This window comes from Wenjunlia vitaminophila DSM 41686 (assembly GCF_000380165.1).
Lineage (GTDB): Bacteria > Actinomycetota > Actinomycetes > Streptomycetales > Streptomycetaceae > Wenjunlia > Wenjunlia vitaminophila.
In genome coordinates this window covers 1-17,286 of record NZ_KB904653.1, presented here as the reverse complement: position 1 = coordinate 17,286, position 17,286 = coordinate 1, and the positions used below count along the sequence as shown (strand labels likewise).

Here is a 17,286-nt window from a genome sequence, read left to right as displayed (position 1 = left end):
CTCGGCCGTCTACTTCTCGTCGATCGCGGCGGAGAGGTTCTTCTGCATCTCGGCCAGCGCGTCGTCCACGGACTTCTTCCCGTTCATCGCGGCCGAGGCGCTCTCCTGGATGGCGGCGGTGGCGTCCCCGTACCGCACCACCGGGGGCCGGGACAGCGCGGTGTCCAGCGACTGCTTCAGGGTGGCCAGGTAGGGGAACTTCTTCTGCAGCGCAGGGTCGTCGTAGAGCGCGGCGTACGGCGGGGCGGAGGAGGTGACCTCGAGGTTGGTGCGGGCGTTCTCCTCGCTGGCGAAGTACTTCATGAAGTCCAGCGCGGTGGCCTTGTTCTTGGCGTACTTGCTGACGGCCAGGTTGAGGCCGCCGAGCGAGGAGCGGCCGGGGCCGTCGAGGCCCGGCAGCGTGGCGATGCCGAACTTCCCGGCGACCTTGCTCGAGCCGTCCGTGGCGTTGGCGAGCGTCCACTGGTAGGGCCACTGGCGGTGGAAGAGCAGCTTGCCGGCCTGGAAGGCGCGGCGGCCGTCCTCCTCCTGGTAGGTGATGGAGGACTTGGGGAAGGTGCCGTCCTTGAAGCCGTCCACCAGGAACTGCAGGCCCTTCTTGGCCTCGGGGGTGTCCACCGTGGCCTTGCCCTGCTCGTCCACGATGGTGCCGCCGGCGGAGGTCACGGCCTCGGAGAAGTTGACCGTCAGCCCCTCGTACTTGTCGAACTGCCCGGCGTAACAGTCCACTCCCTTGCCCTCGGGGAGCTTGGCGACCTTGGCGCAGGTGTCCTTCATCTCCTGCCAGGTCTTGGGCGGCTCGGCGCCGACCTTGTCCAGCAGGTCCTTGCGGTAGAAGAGCAGTCCCGCGTTGGTGTTGAACGGGACGGCGTACTGCTTGCCGAAGTACTTGCCGGTCTCCACGACCGACGGGAGCATCTTGTCCAGGGCGAAGTCGCCGGCGGGGATCTCGTCGATCCACTGGTTGGCGGCGAACTCCGACACCAGCACCGGGTCGAGGTTGAGCACGGTGTAGGCGTCCGACTTGGTCTGCGCGTTCTGCACGAACTGCTGACGCTGCTGGTCGGCGCTCTCCGGGAGCTCGATGAGCGTGACCTTCTCCTTCGGGTGGTCCTTGTTCCACCTGTCGAGCTGGTCCTGGATGGTGCCGGTGGTGTCCTTGCCGGTGGCCAGGGTTATCGGGCCGCGGTCGGCGGACTTCTCGGGGCCGCCCGCCGGCTCCTCGGACGACGAGTCCGAGCTGCACCCGGCGAGTACCGCGGCGAACAGCGCAGCCGACACCGACACCGCCATGGTCCCCCTGACCCGGCGCGTACCCCTGGCCGCCGGGCGGGTCCCCCCTGCGCGGCTCAACTGCGACGAACTCACGTGCTCCTCCTTGCTGTTCGAGCCCACACACGCGCAATCGCGGAGCATCTCTGGCTCGCGATCCGATGACATGGTGATTTGATCGTTCAACATGCTGCCTCGAGGGGTGTTTCGTCAACCCCTGGAGAATGATCGTTTCCTTTGGGTCCGGCCGAGGCCGCCCATTCCCCCTGTGACCTGCGTCGCAGATGCCCTGAGCCGGGCCGGAGCGGCCCCCGGACAACCGGGAGCGAAGCGTAGGTACTTGACACAGATGTAACGCGCTGGTTTCCTCCCCCCCAGCCCATTGGATCGTTCATATCTTCCGGTTGCGCTGCATGTCGCAGCCCTCACCCTCCGCGGCGATCCGAAGGGGACGAAAGGGATAATCACGTGGCAAGACAACGATTCAGGCGCTCGCCCCTGCTCTGCGGGCTGCTCGCGCTCACCGCCCCGGCCCTGACGCTCGGCGCACAGGGTCTGCAGGCGTCACCGGCCGGCGCGAACACCGCCTCGACCAGCGACGTCAGCGCTGCGGCCGCTTTCAACCCCAAGCAGGTGGACAGCGCGGTCCTGGGGTGGGAAGGCGACCGCGACGCCGTCCTGGCCCACCGCGACGGTAGCTTCGACATCCGCGCCGGCAAGAGGATCCGGGTCGGCTTCGGCATCTACAACGAGCCCGAGCAACTGCAGTGGACCAACGTGGGCGGCTACCTGCCCGCGCTGCGGACCACCTTCGAACGGGACAACTCCACCGTCAGCATCACCAACTTCGCCGACAGGGTCCGCAGCGGCGGCGAGGACTACGTCGCGGTCTACTCGCGGGTCAGCGTGTACAACCACGACACGGTGCCGCACACCCTCGACCCCCAGCCGTCCCCCGAGCTGCTGCCGCTGACCTCGGCGAGCACCACGGTGGCGCCCGGCGAGACCGTCCACCACGACTACGTCATCGCCACCGACAAGTTCCTCAGCAACCGCGGTGTCTGCGCGTTCGGCGCCGGCTGCGAGGCCGAGGACATGAACCTGTCCGGCGGGGCCCTGCAGAACAGCAACAAGGTCGGCTTCACCGGCTACGGCCTGGTCGAGGGCCTGACCAAGAGCGGCGCCGCCGTCTCGCTGACGGTGAAGGACGTGCCCGCCGCCGGCCGGTACGCGGTGTCCCTGCGCTACGCCAATGCCAAGGGCGGGGACGGCCAGCACACCACCCGCACCGCCTCCGTCACCACCGGGGGGCGGAGCACCCAGATCACCCTGCCGCCCACCGCCAACTGGAACACCTGGACCACCGCCTCCACCGAGGTGGAGCTCTCCGCCGGGGACAACGCGCTGACGGTGGGGTGTGCCGACGGCGACTCGTGCAACATCAACCTCGACAACCTGGCCATGGTGCCCGTCGGCGCCGCCCACCCGACCCCCGTGGCGATCTGGCTCCCCGACGAGGACCTCGTCGAGCTCGGCGGCTACAGCAAGCACTTCGCGCACATGAAGTCCTACTGGAACGCCAGGCTCTCCGGCCTCGCCCAGGTGGACCTCCCCGACGAGCGCCTGGTCAACGCCTACAAGTCCGGCTACATCACCACCCAGATCGTCAAGGACGGCGACAACCTCAACGTCGGCGAGAACGGCTACGACCGGCTCTACGACCACGACCTGATCGGCATCCTGGTCAGCCTGCTCAACCAGGGCGACCTGACCCACGCCAAGGACTACCTGCTCACCCTCACCTCGGGCCAGTTCCCCGACGCCATCTACAAGCACAGCTGGCCGTGGGCGCTGTACCTGATGAAGACCGGGGACACCGAGTTCGTCGCCGAGCACTTCGCCACCATCCGGAAGAACGCGCGGGCCATCGAGACCTCCAGGACCGGCGTCAACGGCATCATGCAGCAGTCCTACGGCATCGACGCCACCGGCTACTGGACCGTGGACAACGAGTCCGCCCTGCTGGGCCTGCTCTCCTACCGCTCCCTCGCCGAGGAGCTCGGTGAGGACGCCGAGGCCGCCTGGGCCGCCGACCAGTACGACTCGCTGCTGGAGTCGGTCAACACCACCCTGAGCTCCACCATCGCCGCCAGCGGCACCGACACGATCCCCTGCGCGATGGACAAGCCGAACAGCGCGAACCGCTGCTCCAACGTGAACGACGCCAACTGGGCCTCGTCGTTCCTGTTCGGCCGCTGGACCTGGGACGGCTACCTCTTCGACGGCGAGCAGCACGGACCGCTGATCGACCTGCTCGACTCCACCTACGAGAAGGGCTTCGCCGACCTCCAGGGGCTGCCCGCGCACACCTTCGGCGGCTACCCCGGCGTCAGCACCTCGTACAACGCCGGCTACGGCTCGGCGGCGCTGCGCGGCTCGAAGTACCGGTCCGAGGGCATCTACGGCTACCAGTACATGATCACCAACGCCCAGAGCGGACCGTTCTCCTGGTGGGAGGGCATCCGCACGGTAGGCACCACCAACTGGGGCCCCGGCAACCACGCGACCGCCGGCACCGGCTCCAGCCCGCACATCTGGGGCCAGGCCAACGCCACCAAGGTGCTGCTCGACTCCCTGCTCGCCGAGCGGTCCACCGGCCAGGTGGTCGTCGGCCGCGGCGTGCCCACCGAGTGGCTGCGCGCCGGTGAGACGGTGCGCGTGTCCAACTACCCGATCGCCGACGGCGGACGGATGGGCGCCACCATCACCACCCGGGGCACCAAGGTCACCCTGCGGCTGACCGGGGACGCCCCGAAGGGAGGGGCGCTGTTCAGCCTGCCGTTCTTCCAGGACAACATCGCCTCGGCCAGCGCCGGGACGGTGGACCGGGCCGCCGGCACGGTCACCCTGCCCGCGGGCACCAAGCAGGTCACCGTGACGCTGACCGGGGCCCCCGAGTTCCGTGAGCTCGGTCAGCTCGACCTCGACGCGTACTGCCTGTCCACCGGGAACACCGGCGGTGCCGCCGGCATCCAGTCGTGCGTGGACAGCCACGGCGAGGCGGCCCTGGCCGACCTGGACGAGGCGTGCGCCTACGCCTACCCGTACGACGCGTCGGTCTTCGCCCGCAAGGAGCACGCCGACGAACAGGACAGCGTCACCTGCCAGGTGAGCTGACCCAGGCGGGGCCGCCACGCGGCGACCCCGGCACGGCCCCCGGACATCCCTCCGCCTCCGGGGGCCGTCGCCGTTCCCGCCGCCCGTGACTCAGGCCGTTCCGTCCCCTTCGGGGTGGGTGTCCCGCAGGGTCCGCCAGACCCGCCCGGCGATCCGGTGCGGGTCGCCCGTCGGCTCCACCGGGTACCCGCCGCGCCGCCTGGTCCAGGCGTCCTCCAGGGCGAACCAGTCGATCGGCTCGGGCTCCGCGCCCTCGTCCACGGTCTCCTCCAGGGCCGCGAAGTACCGGCGCCACCGCGGCAGGTAGAAGTCCCCGACCAGCCCCGACCACTCACGGTTGGCGTAGTCCCGCAGCCCGCCCGGGTCGGCGGCCCGGCGCGGACCCCAGACCGTGATGATGGACCGGGCGTCGAACTCCAGCCGCGCCGCCTCCTGGTCGTCGGCGGCCCACCGGGTGGCGTCCCGGAGCCACCGCCCGAGCAGGAACCGGGGGTCGCTGGCGAGCAGCTCCTCCAGGAGCTCCATGGCGGTCAACCACTGGCCGGTCAGTTCGGTGAACGTCTCCCGGTCCTGTCCCCGGTGGGCGTCCCTGATCCGGGGCAGCAGCAGTCGGCTGCGGTTGGCCAGGGCCTGCCGGGCCACGTCCACCAGGTCGAACCGGTAGGCGTCGGTGGCCCGCTGCGGCGCGGCGACCCGCAACAGCTCGCCCAGCGCCGGTTCGAACGCGTCCGCGTCGTACCGCATCTCCTTCGGCGACCACGACGCCGCCGAGGTGGCCGTCAGACTCGGCCGGGCGGTGAACAGGCTGTCCTGCGCCTCACTCCACCTGCCCTCGGCGAGGGAGTAGGCGGTGCGCCGCAGGATCTCCCAGGCTGCCCGGGCGGCCCGGTCCCCGCCGCCGTACCTGCGGTCGGCCCACTCGGCGAACCACGCCCGGTGGTCCACCGGTCCCTGCCGCCAGGCCAGCTCGGTGAACAGGTCGTTGGCCGCCGGGTTGGTGCCCATGCCCTCCGGCATCAGCGCGATCCCGGTCAGCCTGCTGCCGGGCCTCGTCCGCCAGGCGTCGAACCTGCGCGCCCACACCGCGGTGTTGGCGCCGACGGTGGTGTGGCCGCCGAAGTTGTAGATGGTGCCGAACGCGTACGGGGTGCCCACCCACGCCTTCTCCCGGTCCAGGTCCGGGTACCGGTCCGACAGGCCGTCCACCACCAGCAGCCGCTCGCGGTCCACCGCCTCGAGCACCTCGCGCCTGGGGTTGGCCTGCCAGCCGAGCAGCACCCAGACGGCTCCGGGGCGGGCCCGCTGGAGCGCCGCCATCACCCCCCGCGCGGCGTCCGGCACCGGAACGTCCCCGGGGGTCCCGCCCTCGTGCAGCAGGTCCATCTTGACGTGCCCGGCGGCGCCGAAGAGTTCGGCCTGGTGCCGGTAGAAGGCCTCGCCGACGGAGGCGAAGTGGTCGCCGCGGGGATCGAGCCAGTGCGGTCGGGTGAAGGCACCGAGCCAGTCGCCCTGGGGGACCGTGTGCGCCCCGGGGTTCCGCTCGGCGAAGTCCACCGGCACGGTGCCGAACCACCCGGGGAGCACGGACTCCATGCCGAGCGAGCGCAGCCGCTCCACCACCTTGCGGCCCAGGGAGATCCGGGCCCGCAGCAACTGGGAGGACAGCGGTCCGCCGAACTCCGACAGGTTCTGGAGCAGCCACCACGGCTGGTGCGCGGGGCCCGGGATCCAGCGGCGCATCTCCTGGTCGGAGTACCCGAACTCGCCCAGGGCACGGTGGTAGACGGCCTCCTGGCCGGTGGTGACCAGGACCTGGTTGATCCCGTTCAGCGCCAGCAGGTCGATCTCCCGCTCCCAGTCGGCCCAGTCCCGGTAGGGCCCGGTGTAGCCCTCGTGCGTGTCGTTGAGGGCGAACCGGTTCCTGACCACCGCCTCCCGGTGCAGCTCCCGGGCCGGCGCCGGCAGTCGGCGGGGCAGCCGGTCCAGGCTGTGCCCCGGCCAGGAGACGTCCACCCCGGCCGAGTACTTCAGGTACCAGTGCACGCCGGTGAGCAGCACGGCGGGAGAGGTCCCGTCCACCGTGACCTTCCCACCGGTGCCACTCACCCGGAACCAGTCGACCGGGCCGCCGGGGGTGAGGTCCCGTTCCGCGGCCCGCAGCCGGACCTGGTCGGCGTGGTGGGGGAGCAGCCGGAGCAGGGCCTGTTGGGCGGGGGACGGGTCGAACAGCGCGCCGGTGTCGTCCGGTCCTGCCGCGGGTGCCCCTGCCGGCGGCGGGTTCCGGCCCGCCTGGGAGGCCGCCGCGGCGCTGCCCCCGAGGCCGCCGGCGGCGGTGACGCCTGCCGCTGTGCCAAGGATGGTTCGCCGTCGGATCACGTTGCCACGTCCTTCGGTGAAGTCGATTGCGGGAGGGTGGCGGTGCAACGGGGTGCGTGGGCAGGCGATAGATACCCCGTTGCCACCGGGCTGTCACCAACCGTCACCGGACCTGACCGGAAACGGGCCCGCGGCACGGCGGAACCCCCGTCCGGCCGTGTTCGGGGACGCCTGGCCGCACCGTGTCCTGCGGCGGGTGTCGGGCACGGTCCGCGCGACGGCGGAACCGGACGGCGGGTTCCGGACGGCCTGGTCGGGACCTACACCGCGGTGGCGACCTTCTCCTGCTCCCGGTCCGGCGCCACGGGGGCGGGCCCGACCGCCGTCACGGGCCGTTCCCGCAGGCTCAGCAGCACCCGGAGCACGGCGATCCACACCAGTGCCGACCCGAGCATGTGGCTGCCCACCAGGACCTCCGGCAGGTGGGTGAAGTACTGGACGAAGCCCACCACTCCCTGGGCGAGCAGCACCACCAGCAGGTCCCGGACCCGGGCCCGGCAGTCGGCGGGGGCCCGTACCGCGCGCAGCGTGAACAGCAGCGCCACGGTCAGGCCCAGCACGAGGAAGGCCAGGTCCACGTGGAGCTGGGTGACCCGCTCCCAGTCCAGGGCGATCCGGTGGACCTCGTTGGCGTCCCCGGCGTGCGGCCCCGCGCCGGTGACCACGGTGCCCACCACCAGCAGGGCGCCGATCACCGCCGCCAGGCCCCAGGCGAGCTGGCGGACCGGCGGGTCCACCAGCCACCGCACCGGGCCGTCACCCTCCGTCGAACGCTTCCACATCACCACGGCGACGGTGAGGAGCACCGAGGTGACCAGGAAGTGCGCGGCGACCACGTAGGGGTTGAGGCCGGTCAGCACGGTGATGCCGCCGAGGACGCCGTTGCTGGCGATCACCCAGAACTGCACCCAGCCGAGTCGGGAGAGCGAGCGCCGCCAGGGGCTGCGGGAGCGGGCGGCGATGATGGCCAGGCCCACGCAGGCACACAGGACGTAGGTCAGCATCCGGTTGCCGAACTCGATGGCGCCGTGCAGGCCCATCTCACCGGTCGGGGTCAGCGACTCCTCGGTGCACCGCGGCCAGGTCGGGCAGCCGAGTCCGGACTCGGTGAGCCGCACCGCGCCGCCGGTCACCACGATGACGACCGCCATCACCACCGTCGCCAGCGCCGTCCACTCCACGACCTTGGCCGAGGGCTGCCAGCGGTGGGCGATCAACGCCAGGGGGTTCCACGATTTGGGCACGTCGCCATCGTAAGCCGGCCGCTTGTGAATGTTTTCACGGGGGCCCGGGGTCGGGTCGGCCCCTACTCCCACCGGAAGAAACGCGCCGCCGCGGCGAGCCCGAGCACCGCCCAGACCGCGAGCACACCGAGCTCGGGCCAGGGCGTGCCGGCCCCGTCCCGCAGGACGTCCCGCAGGCCCTCGGCGAGGGCGGTGATCGGGAGGGCCTCCAGCACCGGGCGCACGCCCTCGGGGAACGTGTCCAGGGGGACCAGGACCCCGCCGGTCAGCAGCAGCAGGACGAAGACCAGGTTGGCCGCGGCGAGGGTGGCCTCGGCCCGCAGGGTTCCGGCCATCAGCAGGCCCAGCCCGCTGAACGACGCGGTGCCGAGCACCAGCAGGACGGCCACCACCAGCGGGTTGCCGTGGGGGGACCAGCCGAGCGCCAGGGCGATCACCACCAGCAGCACCACCTGGAGCGCCTCGATCGCCAGCACCGAACCGGTCTTGGCCGTCATCAGCGCCCAGCGGGGCAGGGGACTCGCGCCGAGACGTTTCAGTACTCCGTAGCGCCGCTCGAACCCGGTGGCGATGGCCTGCCCGGTGAACGCCGTCGCCAGCACCGCGAGCGCCAGCACGCCGGGGGCGAGGAAGGCCACGCGCTCCCCCTCGCCGGTGTCCACGATCCGCACCGCGCTGAACAACCAGAGCAGCAGCGCCGGAATGATCACGGTCAGCAGGAGCTGCTCGCCGTTGCGGAGCAGCAGGCGGGTCTCGAGCACGGTCTGGGCCACGATCATCCGGGGCAACGGAGCCGTCCCGGGCGCCGGCGTGAAGGTTCCGGTCGCGGTCATCCGCGCAGCTCCCGTCCGGTGAGTTCCAAGAACACGTCCTCCAGGGTGCGGCGCTCCACCGCGATCCGGTCCGGCAGCACCCCGTGCTGGGCGCACCAGGAGGCCACCGTCGCCAGCATCTGCGGGTCGACCTTGCCCTCGATCCGGTAGCTGCCGGGGGTCATCTCCACGGCCACGGCGTCCGCCGGCAGCGCCTTGCACAGTGCCAGCAGGTCGAGGCCGGGGCGGCCGGTGAACCGCAGGGTGTTCTCCGCGCCGCCCTCGCACAGCGCCTCCGGGCTGCCCCGGGCGATCACCCGGCCCCGGTCCACGATCGCCACGTCGTCGGCGAGCTGCTCGGCCTCGTCCATCTGGTGGGTGGTGAGCACCACGGTGGCCCCGTCCGCCCGCAGCTCCCGGACCAGCTCCCAGGTGGCCTGCCTGGCCTGGGGGTCGAGGCCGGCGGTGGGCTCGTCGAGGAACAGCAGCTCGGGGCGGCCCACCAGGGCCATGGCGAGGCTGAGCCGCTGCTGCTGGCCCCCGGAGAGCCGGCGGTACGGCGTGCGCCCGCAGGAGCCGAGACCGAGCCGGTCCGCCAGCAGGTCCACGTCCACCGGGTGGGCGTACAGCCGCGCCGTGTGGCGCAGCATCTCCTCGGCCCTGACACCCGGGTAGACCCCACCGGACTGGAGCATCACCCCGATGCGCGGGCGCAGCGCCGCGCCCTGCGTCACCGGGTCGAGGCCGAGCACCCGCACCGTGCCGCCGTCGGGTCTGCGGTAGCCCTCGCAGGTCTCGATGGTGGTGGTCTTGCCGGCCCCGTTGGGGCCGAGGACGGCGGTGACCGTGCCGGTGGCGACCGACAGGTCGAGCCCGTCCACCGCTGTCTTGGAGCCGTACCGCTTGACCAGTCCGACGACCTCGACCGCGGCGTCTGTCTGCATGTACCGAAGTGTAGGAGGCCGGGGCGGGCCGCAGGCGCAGGGCCCGGGCGGGTCCGGACCGCGCCCGGGCGCCCGGGCACCGGTTAGGTGACCCTAAGTGATCGGCGCCACCCTGTCCGCCGCCCGTCGCGGCTTGTCGCCGCGGGCGGAATTACGCAACAATGGCGTTGTGAAAAACGTGCGAGGCGTGGAGGACCCGGCGGCGGCCAAGGTGGCCGCCGGTTCCGTGGTGCCCGCTTCGACGGCCCCGCCGCCCGCCGCCCCGGAGGGCGGCGACGCACCGTACGGCACCCGCGACCGGGTCGCCAGGTCCATCCTGGACCACGGGCCGTCCACCGCGGCCGACCTCGCCAAGCGCCTCTCGCTGACCCCGGCGGCCGTCCGCCGCCACCTCGACGCCCTGGCCGCGGACGGCCTGGTCGAGCCCCGCGAACAGCGGGTGTACGGGGGGCGTGGCCGTGGCCGGCCGGCCAAGGTGTTCGCGCTCACCGACGACGGCCGGGACGCCTTCTACCAGGCCTACGACCAGCTCGCCGCGGACGCCCTGCGCTGGATCGCCCAGATCGCCGGCGGTGGCGAGACCGGCGACGCCGCGGTGGCGGAGTTCGCCAGGGCCAGGTTCGCCGCCCAGGCGGAGCGCTACCGGCGGGTGGTGGAGGCCGCCGGCCCGGAGCACCGCGCCAGGGCCCTGGCCGAAGCGCTCACCGCGGACGGCTACGCCGCCACCGCGCGCAGCGCCCCGGCCCCGGCGGTGGTCGGGCGCCGGGCCCGCCCGACGGGGGAGCAGCTCTGCCAGCACCACTGCCCGGTGGCGCACATCGCGGAGCAGTTCCCGCAGCTCTGCGAGGCCGAGACGGAGGCGTTCTCCCAGGTGCTCGGCACCCATGTGCAGCGTCTGGCCACCATCGCGCACGGCGACGGCGTCTGCACCACGTTCGTGCCCGCGCCGGTTCTCCACCCCGGGACCGCGGGGCGCGACGTCCCCGTCACCGACACACCCCACGGCACCACCGCCGACACCGACACCGCATCCGCAAGCACGGCCGGGAGGAACCCCGCATGACCACGACCGCTCACCCGGAGCTCGAGGGGCTGGGCAACTACGAGTACGGCTGGGCCGACTCCGACGTGGCGGGCGCCGCTGCGCGGCGGGGCCTGTCCGAGGACGTCGTCCGGGACATCTCGGCCAAGAAGTCCGAGCCCGAGTGGATGCTGCAGCGGCGGCTGAAGGGCCTGCGGCTCTTCGGTCGCAAGCCGATGCCGACCTGGGGCTCCGACCTGTCCGGGATCGACTTCGACAACATCAAGTACTTCGTGCGCTCCACCGAGAAGCAGGCCGCGTCCTGGGAGGAGCTGCCCGAGGACATCAAGAACACCTACGACAAGCTGGGCATCCCCGAGGCGGAGAAGCAGCGCCTGGTCGCCGGGGTGGCCGCCCAGTACGAGTCGGAGGTCGTCTACCACAAGATCCGTGAGGACCTGGAGGAGCAGGGGGTCATCTTCCTGGACACCGACACGGGCCTGAAGGAGCACCCCGAGCTCTTCCAGGAGTACTTCGGCTCGGTGATCCCGGCGGGTGACAACAAGTTCGCCGCGCTGAACACCGCGGTGTGGTCCGGGGGCTCGTTCATCTACGTGCCCAAGGGCGTCCACGTGGAGATCCCGCTCCAGGCGTACTTCCGGATCAACACCGAGAACATGGGCCAGTTCGAGCGGACGCTGATCATCGTGGACGAGGACGCCTACGTCCACTACGTCGAGGGCTGCACCGCGCCGATCTACAAGTCGGACTCGCTGCACTCCGCGGTGGTCGAGATCATCGTCAAGAAGGGCGCCCGCTGCCGGTACACGACCATCCAGAACTGGTCGAACAACGTCTACAACCTGGTCACCAAGCGCGCCGTCGCCCACGAGGGCGCGACCATGGAGTGGATCGACGGCAACATCGGCTCCAAGGTGACGATGAAGTACCCGGCGGTCTACCTGATGGGAGAGCACGCCAGGGGCGAGACCCTGTCCATCGCCTTCGCGGGGGAGGGCCAGCACCAGGACGCGGGCGCCAAGATGGTCCACATGGCGCCGAACACCTCCTCGAACATCGTCTCCAAGTCGGTGGCCCGGGGCGGTGGCCGCACCTCGTACCGCGGCCTGATCGAGATCGGCGAGGGCGCCCCCGGCGCCAAGTCCAACGTGCTGTGCGACGCCCTGCTGGTGGACACCATCTCCCGGTCCGACACCTACCCGTACGTGGACGTCCGCGAGGACGACGTGTCCATGGGCCACGAGGCGACGGTCTCCAAGGTCAGCGACGACCAGCTCTTCTACCTGATGAGCCGTGGCCTGTCCGAGGACGAGGCGATGGCCATGATCGTCCGTGGCTTCGTCGAGCCGATCGCCCGCGAGCTGCCGATGGAGTACGCGCTCGAGCTGAACCGGCTGATCGAGCTCCAGATGGAGGGCTCGGTCGGCTGACGCCGGACGGCACCGGAACCACGCGGGCACGACCGGATCGACAGGCACGTCCGCCCACCGGCAGCGACCGGCGAACAACCGGCAGCGACCGGCGAACAACCGGCAGCGGCCGGTGGGCGAGCACACCACAGCAGAAAGCGAGCAGCAGCTAAGCCATGGCTGACAACACTCCCGCCGGCAGCACCACTGCCGGTTCCATCGAGGTCGGCACCGCGGGTGCCGGTGCGCCGCTGGCCGGCCCGGGCACCGGACGCGCCGCGCCCCCCGAGCAGCCCGTCGACGCCCGGGAGGCGGGGATCGCGTCCTACGACGTGGCCGACTTCCCGGTCCCGCACGGCCGCGAGGAGGAGTGGCGGTTCACCCCGCTGGAGCGGCTGCGCGGCCTGCACGACGGCACCGCCAGGGCCGGCGGCGAGGTCACGGTCACCGTGGAGGCGCCCCAGGGGGTGACCGTGGACACGGTGGGCCGCGACGACGCCCGGCTGGGGCGGGCCGGCAGGCCGGTGGACCGGGTGGCCGCCCAGGCGTACTCGTCGTTCGAGAAGGCGACCGTGGTCTCGGTGCCCAAGGAGCAGGTCCTCGCCGACCCGGTCAGGGTGCGCGTCCACGGCGACGGGGGCACCGCCTTCGGCCACCTGCTCGTCGAGGTCGGCGCGTTCGCCGAGGCCCTGGTGGTCCTGGAGCACACCGGCGACGTCACCTTCGCCGGCAACGTCGAGTACCTGCTCGGCGACGGCGCCAAGCTCACCGTGGTGTCGGTGCAGGACTGGGCGGACGGCGCCGTCCACGCCGGGCAGCACACCGCGCTGGTGGGGCGGGACGCGTCGTTCAAGTCCGTGGTCGTCACCTTCGGCGGGGACCTGGTGCGGCTGCACCCCCGGGTGGTCTACGCCGGGCCCGGTGGCGAGGCCGAGCTCTACGGGCTGTTCCTCACCGACGCCGGTCAGCACCAGGAGCACCGCCTGTTCGTGGACCACGACGTGCCGCACTGCCGTTCCAACGTGGCCTACAAGGGCGCGCTGCAGGGCGCGGACGCGCACGCGGTGTGGATCGGCGACGTGCTGATCCGGGCCGCGGCCGAGGGCACCGACACCTACGAGCTCAACCGCAACCTCGTCCTGACCGACGGGGCCCGGGTCGACTCGGTGCCCAACCTGGAGATCGAGACCGGCGAGATCGTCGGCGCCGGGCACGCCTCGGCCACCGGCCGGTTCGACGACGAGCAGCTCTTCTACCTGATGGCCAGGGGCATCCCGGCCGAGGAGGCCAGGCGCCTGGTGGTGCGCGGCTTCTTCGCCGAACTGGTCCAGCAGATCGGTCTCGCGGAGGTCGAGGAGCGGCTGCTGGCCAGGATCGACACCGAGCTGGAGGCGTCCGTCGCATGACCACAGAGCAGGGGTTCACCCGCGTCTGCGGGCTGAGCGAGCTGGAACCCGACACCCCGGTGCGGGTGGAGGTCGAGGGCACCCCGGTCGCGTTGGTGCTCACCGAGGGTGAGGTGTTCGCGGTCAACGACATCTGTTCGCACGCCAACGTCTCCCTGTCCGAGGGCGGGGAGGTGGAGGGCTGCGCCATCGAGTGCTGGCTGCACGGCTCCACGTTCGACCTGCGCACCGGCAAGCCCCTCGGGCCCCCCGCCACCCGGCCCGTCCCCGTGTACCGCGTCAAGATCGAAGGGGACGACGTTCTCGTCTCCGTGAACCAGGAGTCCTGAGAAACGCATGGCAACGCTTGAAATCCGTGACCTGCACGTGTCCGTCGAGGCCGAGAACGGCCCCAGGGAGATCCTGCACGGCGTGGACCTCACCGTGAAGCAGGGCGAGACCCACGCCATCATGGGCCCCAACGGCTCCGGCAAGTCCACCCTGGCCTACTCCCTGGCGGGACACCCCAAGTACACCGTCACCGGCGGCACCGTCACCCTGGACGGGGAGGACGTCCTGGCGATGGGCGTGGACGAGCGCGCCCGGGCCGGGGTCTTCCTCGCCATGCAGTACCCGGTCGAGGTCCCCGGAGTGTCGGTCTCCAACTTCCTGCGCACCTCGGCCACCGCGGTGCGCGGCGAGGCCCCCAAGCTGCGCACCTGGGTGAAGGAGGTCAAGGAGGCCATGGAGCGCCTCAGCATCGACCCCTCCTTCGCCGAGCGCAACGTCAACGAGGGGTTCTCCGGCGGTGAGAAGAAGCGCCACGAGATCCTCCAGCTCGAGCTGCTCAGGCCGCGCGTCGCGATCCTCGACGAGACCGACTCCGGCCTCGACGTGGACGCGCTGCGGGTGGTCTCCGAGGGCGTCAACCGGGTCCGGGAGAGCGGCGAGGTCGGCACCCTGCTGATCACCCACTACACGCGCATCCTGCGGTACATCAAGCCCGACCACGTCCACGTGTTCGCCCGCGGTCGGATCGCCGAGTCCGGCGGTCCCGAGCTGGCCGACAAGCTCGAGGACGAGGGCTACGAGGCATACGTGAAGGGCGGCGCTTCCGCGTGACTCACCTGCCGGGCCTCCTCGACACCGAAGCCATCCGCAAGGACTTCCCGCTGCTCGACCGCACGGTCCACGACGGGAAGAAGCTCGTCTACCTGGACAACGCCGCGACCTCGCAGAAGCCGCGCCAGGTGCTGGACGCCCTGAACGACTACTACGAGAAGTCCAACGCCAACGTCCACCGGGGCGTGCACACGCTCGCCGAGGAGGCCACGGCGCTGTACGAGGGCGCCAGGGACCGGGTCGCCGCGTTCGTCAACGCGCCGAGCCGGGACGAGGTCGTGTTCACCAAGAACGCCTCGGAGTCGCTCAACCTGGTCGCCAACATGCTGGGCTGGGCCGACGAACCGTACCGGGTGGACCGGGACACCGAGATCGTCATCACCGAGATGGAGCACCACTCCAACATCGTGCCGTGGCAGCTCCTGGCCCAGCGGACCGGCGCCAAGCTGAAGTGGTTCGGGCTCACCGACGAGGGCCGCCTCGACCTGTCCCGGATCGACGAGGTGATCACCGAGCGCACCAAGGTCGTCTCCTTCGTGCTGGTCTCCAACATCCTGGGGACGGTCAACCCGGTGGAGACCATCGTCCGCCGGGCCCAGGAGGTCGGGGCCCTGGTGGTGATCGACGCCTCCCAGGCCGCGCCGCACATGCCGCTGGACGTGCAGGCCCTCGGGGCCGACTTCGTGGCGTTCACCGGGCACAAGATGTGCGCGCCCACCGGCATCGGGGTGCTGTGGGGCCGCCAGGAGCTGCTGGAGGACCTGCCCCCCTTCCTCGGCGGCGGCGAGATGATCGAAACGGTCACCATGAGCTCGTCCACCTACGCCCCGGCCCCGCACAAGTTCGAGGCCGGCACCCCACCCATCGCCCAGGCGGTCGGTCTCGGCGCGGCGGTGGACTACCTCAGCGCCATCGGCATGGACCGGATCGAGGCGCACGAGCACGCCCTCGTGCAGTACGCGGTGGACCGGCTGTGCCAGGTTCCCGACCTGCGCATCATCGGCCCGGTGACGGCCGAGGACCGCGGGGCGGCGATCTCGTTCACCCTGGGCGACATCCATCCGCACGACGTGGGCCAGGTCCTGGACGAACAGGGCATCGCCGTCCGGGTGGGCCACCACTGCGCCCGTCCGGTCTGCCTGCGGTACGGAATTCCCGCGACCACCAGGGCGTCGTTCTACCTGTACTCCACGCCGGCCGACGTGGACGCGTTGGTGGACGGCCTGGAGCACGTGCGGAACTTCTTCGGCTGACCGGCCGGACGAGGGCGACCGAATGACGAGGGCATGGTGAAGCTGGATTCGATGTACCAGGACGTGATCCTGGACCACTACAAGCACCCGCACGGGCGAGGGCTGCGTGACGGCGACGCCGAGGTCCACCACGTGAACCCGACCTGCGGCGACGAGATCACCCTGCGGGTCCGGCTCGCCGGGACGACCATCGAGGACGTGTCCTACGAGGGCCAGGGCTGCTCGATCAGCCAGGCCAGCGCGTCGGTGCTCAACGAGCTCCTCGTCGGCAAGGAGATCGACGAGGCGCGCCGGGTCCAGGAGGTGTTCCTGGAGCTGATGCAGTCCAAGGGCAAGCTCGAGCCGGACGACGCCATGGAGGAGGTGCTGGAGGACGCGGTCGCGTTCGCCGGTGTCTCCAAGTACCCGGCGCGGGTGAAGTGCGCCCTGTTGAGCTGGATGGCCTGGAAGGACGCGACGGCCCAGGCGCTGTCCCAGGGGGGAACGACGTCGACCCAGGAGGGAACCGCATGAGTGAGAACAGCACCATCGAGGGCACCTCGGAGGGCTCGGCCACCATCGAGGAGCTGACCGACGCCCTGATGGACGTCGTGGACCCGGAGCTCGGCATCGACGTGGTGAACCTCGGCCTGATCTACGGCCTGCACGTGGACAAGGCGAACGTCGCCACCGTGGACATGACCCTGACCTCCGCGGCGTGTCCCCTGACCGACGTCATCGAGGACCAGGCCAGGGCGGCCACCGAGGGCCTGGTCGCCGACCTGAAGATCAACTGGGTCTGGATGCCGCCGTGGGGACCGGACAAGATCACCGACGAGGGGCGTGACCAACTGCGCGCCCTGGGCTTCAACGTCTGATCCACCCGCGTCGCCCGAAGAGCCGCCCGGCATCCGAGTCAACGGATCGCCGGGCGGTTCTTCGCACGCCCGCTCCCGGCCGGCGCGCCCGCTGTGCCGTTCAGCCGGTGAGGGCGCCGTCGAGGACTGTGGGTGTGCCCCGCAGGAAGGTCGCCACGACCCGGCCGGGAAGCTCCATCCCCGCGAACGGGGTGTTCCGACTACGCGAGACCAACCCCGCGGGATCCACCACCCCACGGTAAGCCGGATCCACCAACGTCAGATTCGCCGGCTCACCCACCGCCACCGGCCGACCATGCCCCCCAAGACCACCAATCCGCGCCGGACGCACCGACATCCGATCCGCCACCTGCGCCCAATCCAACAACCCCGAATCCACCATCACCCGCTGCA

General features: G+C 71.2%; 14 protein-coding genes and 1 pseudogene. 9 read left to right on the top strand and 6 right to left on the bottom strand.

The features are described from left to right. Nucleotides 1–9: 9 nt before the first annotated feature. The gene (locus tag A3IG_RS0106320) at nucleotides 10–1,368 is read right to left on the bottom strand and encodes an ABC transporter substrate-binding protein (protein ID WP_236719134.1); all 1,359 of its coding nucleotides are present in this window, start codon (nucleotides 1,366–1,368) and stop codon (nucleotides 10–12) included. A gap of 372 nt (nucleotides 1,369–1,740) precedes the next feature. Between A3IG_RS0106320 and A3IG_RS31770 the strand changes: the two genes are divergently transcribed. Further along, the gene (locus A3IG_RS31770) at nucleotides 1,741–4,449 is read left to right on the top strand and encodes a carbohydrate-binding protein (protein WP_018382701.1); all 2,709 of its coding nucleotides are present in this window, start codon (nucleotides 1,741–1,743) and stop codon (nucleotides 4,447–4,449) included. Between the two features lie 90 nt (nucleotides 4,450–4,539). Here the strand turns inward: A3IG_RS31770 and A3IG_RS28735 are convergent, their stop codons facing one another. The 4 genes from A3IG_RS28735 to A3IG_RS0106295 form a co-directional block, all read right to left on the bottom strand. Continuing rightward, complete coding sequence (locus A3IG_RS28735; protein ID WP_018382700.1) at nucleotides 4,540–6,825, bottom strand: alpha-N-acetylglucosaminidase; 2,286 nt, start codon at nucleotides 6,823–6,825, stop codon at nucleotides 4,540–4,542. A 260-nt stretch (nucleotides 6,826–7,085) separates the two neighbouring features. Then, entirely contained in the window at nucleotides 7,086–8,069 is a 984-nt protein-coding gene (locus A3IG_RS28730; protein ID WP_040910929.1) for a COX15/CtaA family protein, read from the bottom strand. Nucleotides 8,070–8,131: 62 nt separating this feature from the next. Next, nucleotides 8,132–8,902 (bottom strand): ABC transporter permease, encoded by a 771-nt coding sequence (locus A3IG_RS0106300; protein ID WP_018382698.1) that lies wholly within the window; start codon nucleotides 8,900–8,902, stop codon nucleotides 8,132–8,134. Then, nucleotides 8,899–9,825, bottom strand: a complete 927-nt coding sequence (locus tag A3IG_RS0106295) for an ABC transporter ATP-binding protein (RefSeq protein WP_018382697.1) — start codon at nucleotides 9,823–9,825, stop codon at nucleotides 8,899–8,901. Before A3IG_RS0106295 ends, A3IG_RS0106300 begins: the two co-directional genes overlap by 4 nt. A 229-nt stretch (nucleotides 9,826–10,054) precedes the next feature. Between A3IG_RS0106295 and A3IG_RS0106290 the strand changes: the two genes are divergently transcribed. The 8 genes from A3IG_RS0106290 to A3IG_RS0106255 all read left to right on the top strand — a co-directional run bounded on the left by A3IG_RS0106290 (nucleotide 10,055) and on the right by A3IG_RS0106255 (nucleotide 16,893). After that, complete coding sequence (locus tag A3IG_RS0106290) at nucleotides 10,055–10,888, top strand: helix-turn-helix transcriptional regulator (protein WP_236719138.1); 834 nt, start codon at nucleotides 10,055–10,057, stop codon at nucleotides 10,886–10,888. Continuing rightward, nucleotides 10,885–12,297: a Fe-S cluster assembly protein SufB gene (gene sufB, locus A3IG_RS0106285; protein WP_018382695.1), complete on the top strand. Its 1,413-nt coding sequence runs from the start codon at nucleotides 10,885–10,887 to the stop codon at nucleotides 12,295–12,297. The genes A3IG_RS0106290 and sufB overlap by 4 nt, the downstream gene beginning before the upstream one ends. A 155-nt stretch (nucleotides 12,298–12,452) precedes the next feature. Beyond that, complete coding sequence (gene sufD, locus A3IG_RS0106280) at nucleotides 12,453–13,682, top strand: Fe-S cluster assembly protein SufD (RefSeq protein WP_018382694.1); 1,230 nt, start codon at nucleotides 12,453–12,455, stop codon at nucleotides 13,680–13,682. Continuing rightward, nucleotides 13,679–14,011, top strand: coding sequence for a non-heme iron oxygenase ferredoxin subunit (locus A3IG_RS0106275; protein WP_018382693.1), 333 nt, complete (start codon nucleotides 13,679–13,681; stop codon nucleotides 14,009–14,011). The genes sufD and A3IG_RS0106275 overlap by 4 nt, the downstream gene beginning before the upstream one ends. A 7-nt stretch (nucleotides 14,012–14,018) precedes the next feature. Beyond that, on the top strand, nucleotides 14,019–14,783 hold the full coding sequence (sufC, locus tag A3IG_RS0106270) for a Fe-S cluster assembly ATPase SufC (RefSeq protein WP_018382692.1): 765 nt from the start codon (nucleotides 14,019–14,021) through the stop codon (nucleotides 14,781–14,783). Then, nucleotides 14,780–16,036 carry a cysteine desulfurase gene (locus A3IG_RS0106265; protein ID WP_018382691.1) on the top strand — a complete coding sequence of 419 codons (1,257 nt, stop codon included), beginning with the start codon at nucleotides 14,780–14,782 and terminating at the stop codon, nucleotides 16,034–16,036. The genes sufC and A3IG_RS0106265 overlap by 4 nt, the downstream gene beginning before the upstream one ends. Before the next feature lie 36 nt (nucleotides 16,037–16,072). Next, entirely contained in the window at nucleotides 16,073–16,549 is a 477-nt protein-coding gene (gene sufU / locus A3IG_RS0106260) for a Fe-S cluster assembly sulfur transfer protein SufU (RefSeq protein ID WP_026219953.1), read from the top strand. Next, the gene (locus tag A3IG_RS0106255; protein WP_018382689.1) at nucleotides 16,546–16,893 is read left to right on the top strand and encodes a metal-sulfur cluster assembly factor; all 348 of its coding nucleotides are present in this window, start codon (nucleotides 16,546–16,548) and stop codon (nucleotides 16,891–16,893) included. The genes sufU and A3IG_RS0106255 overlap by 4 nt, the downstream gene beginning before the upstream one ends. A 100-nt stretch (nucleotides 16,894–16,993) precedes the next feature. Here A3IG_RS0106255 and A3IG_RS28725 read toward each other — a convergent pair. After that, nucleotides 16,994–17,286: pseudogene (locus A3IG_RS28725) on the bottom strand (dihydroorotase); the annotation flags it as partial.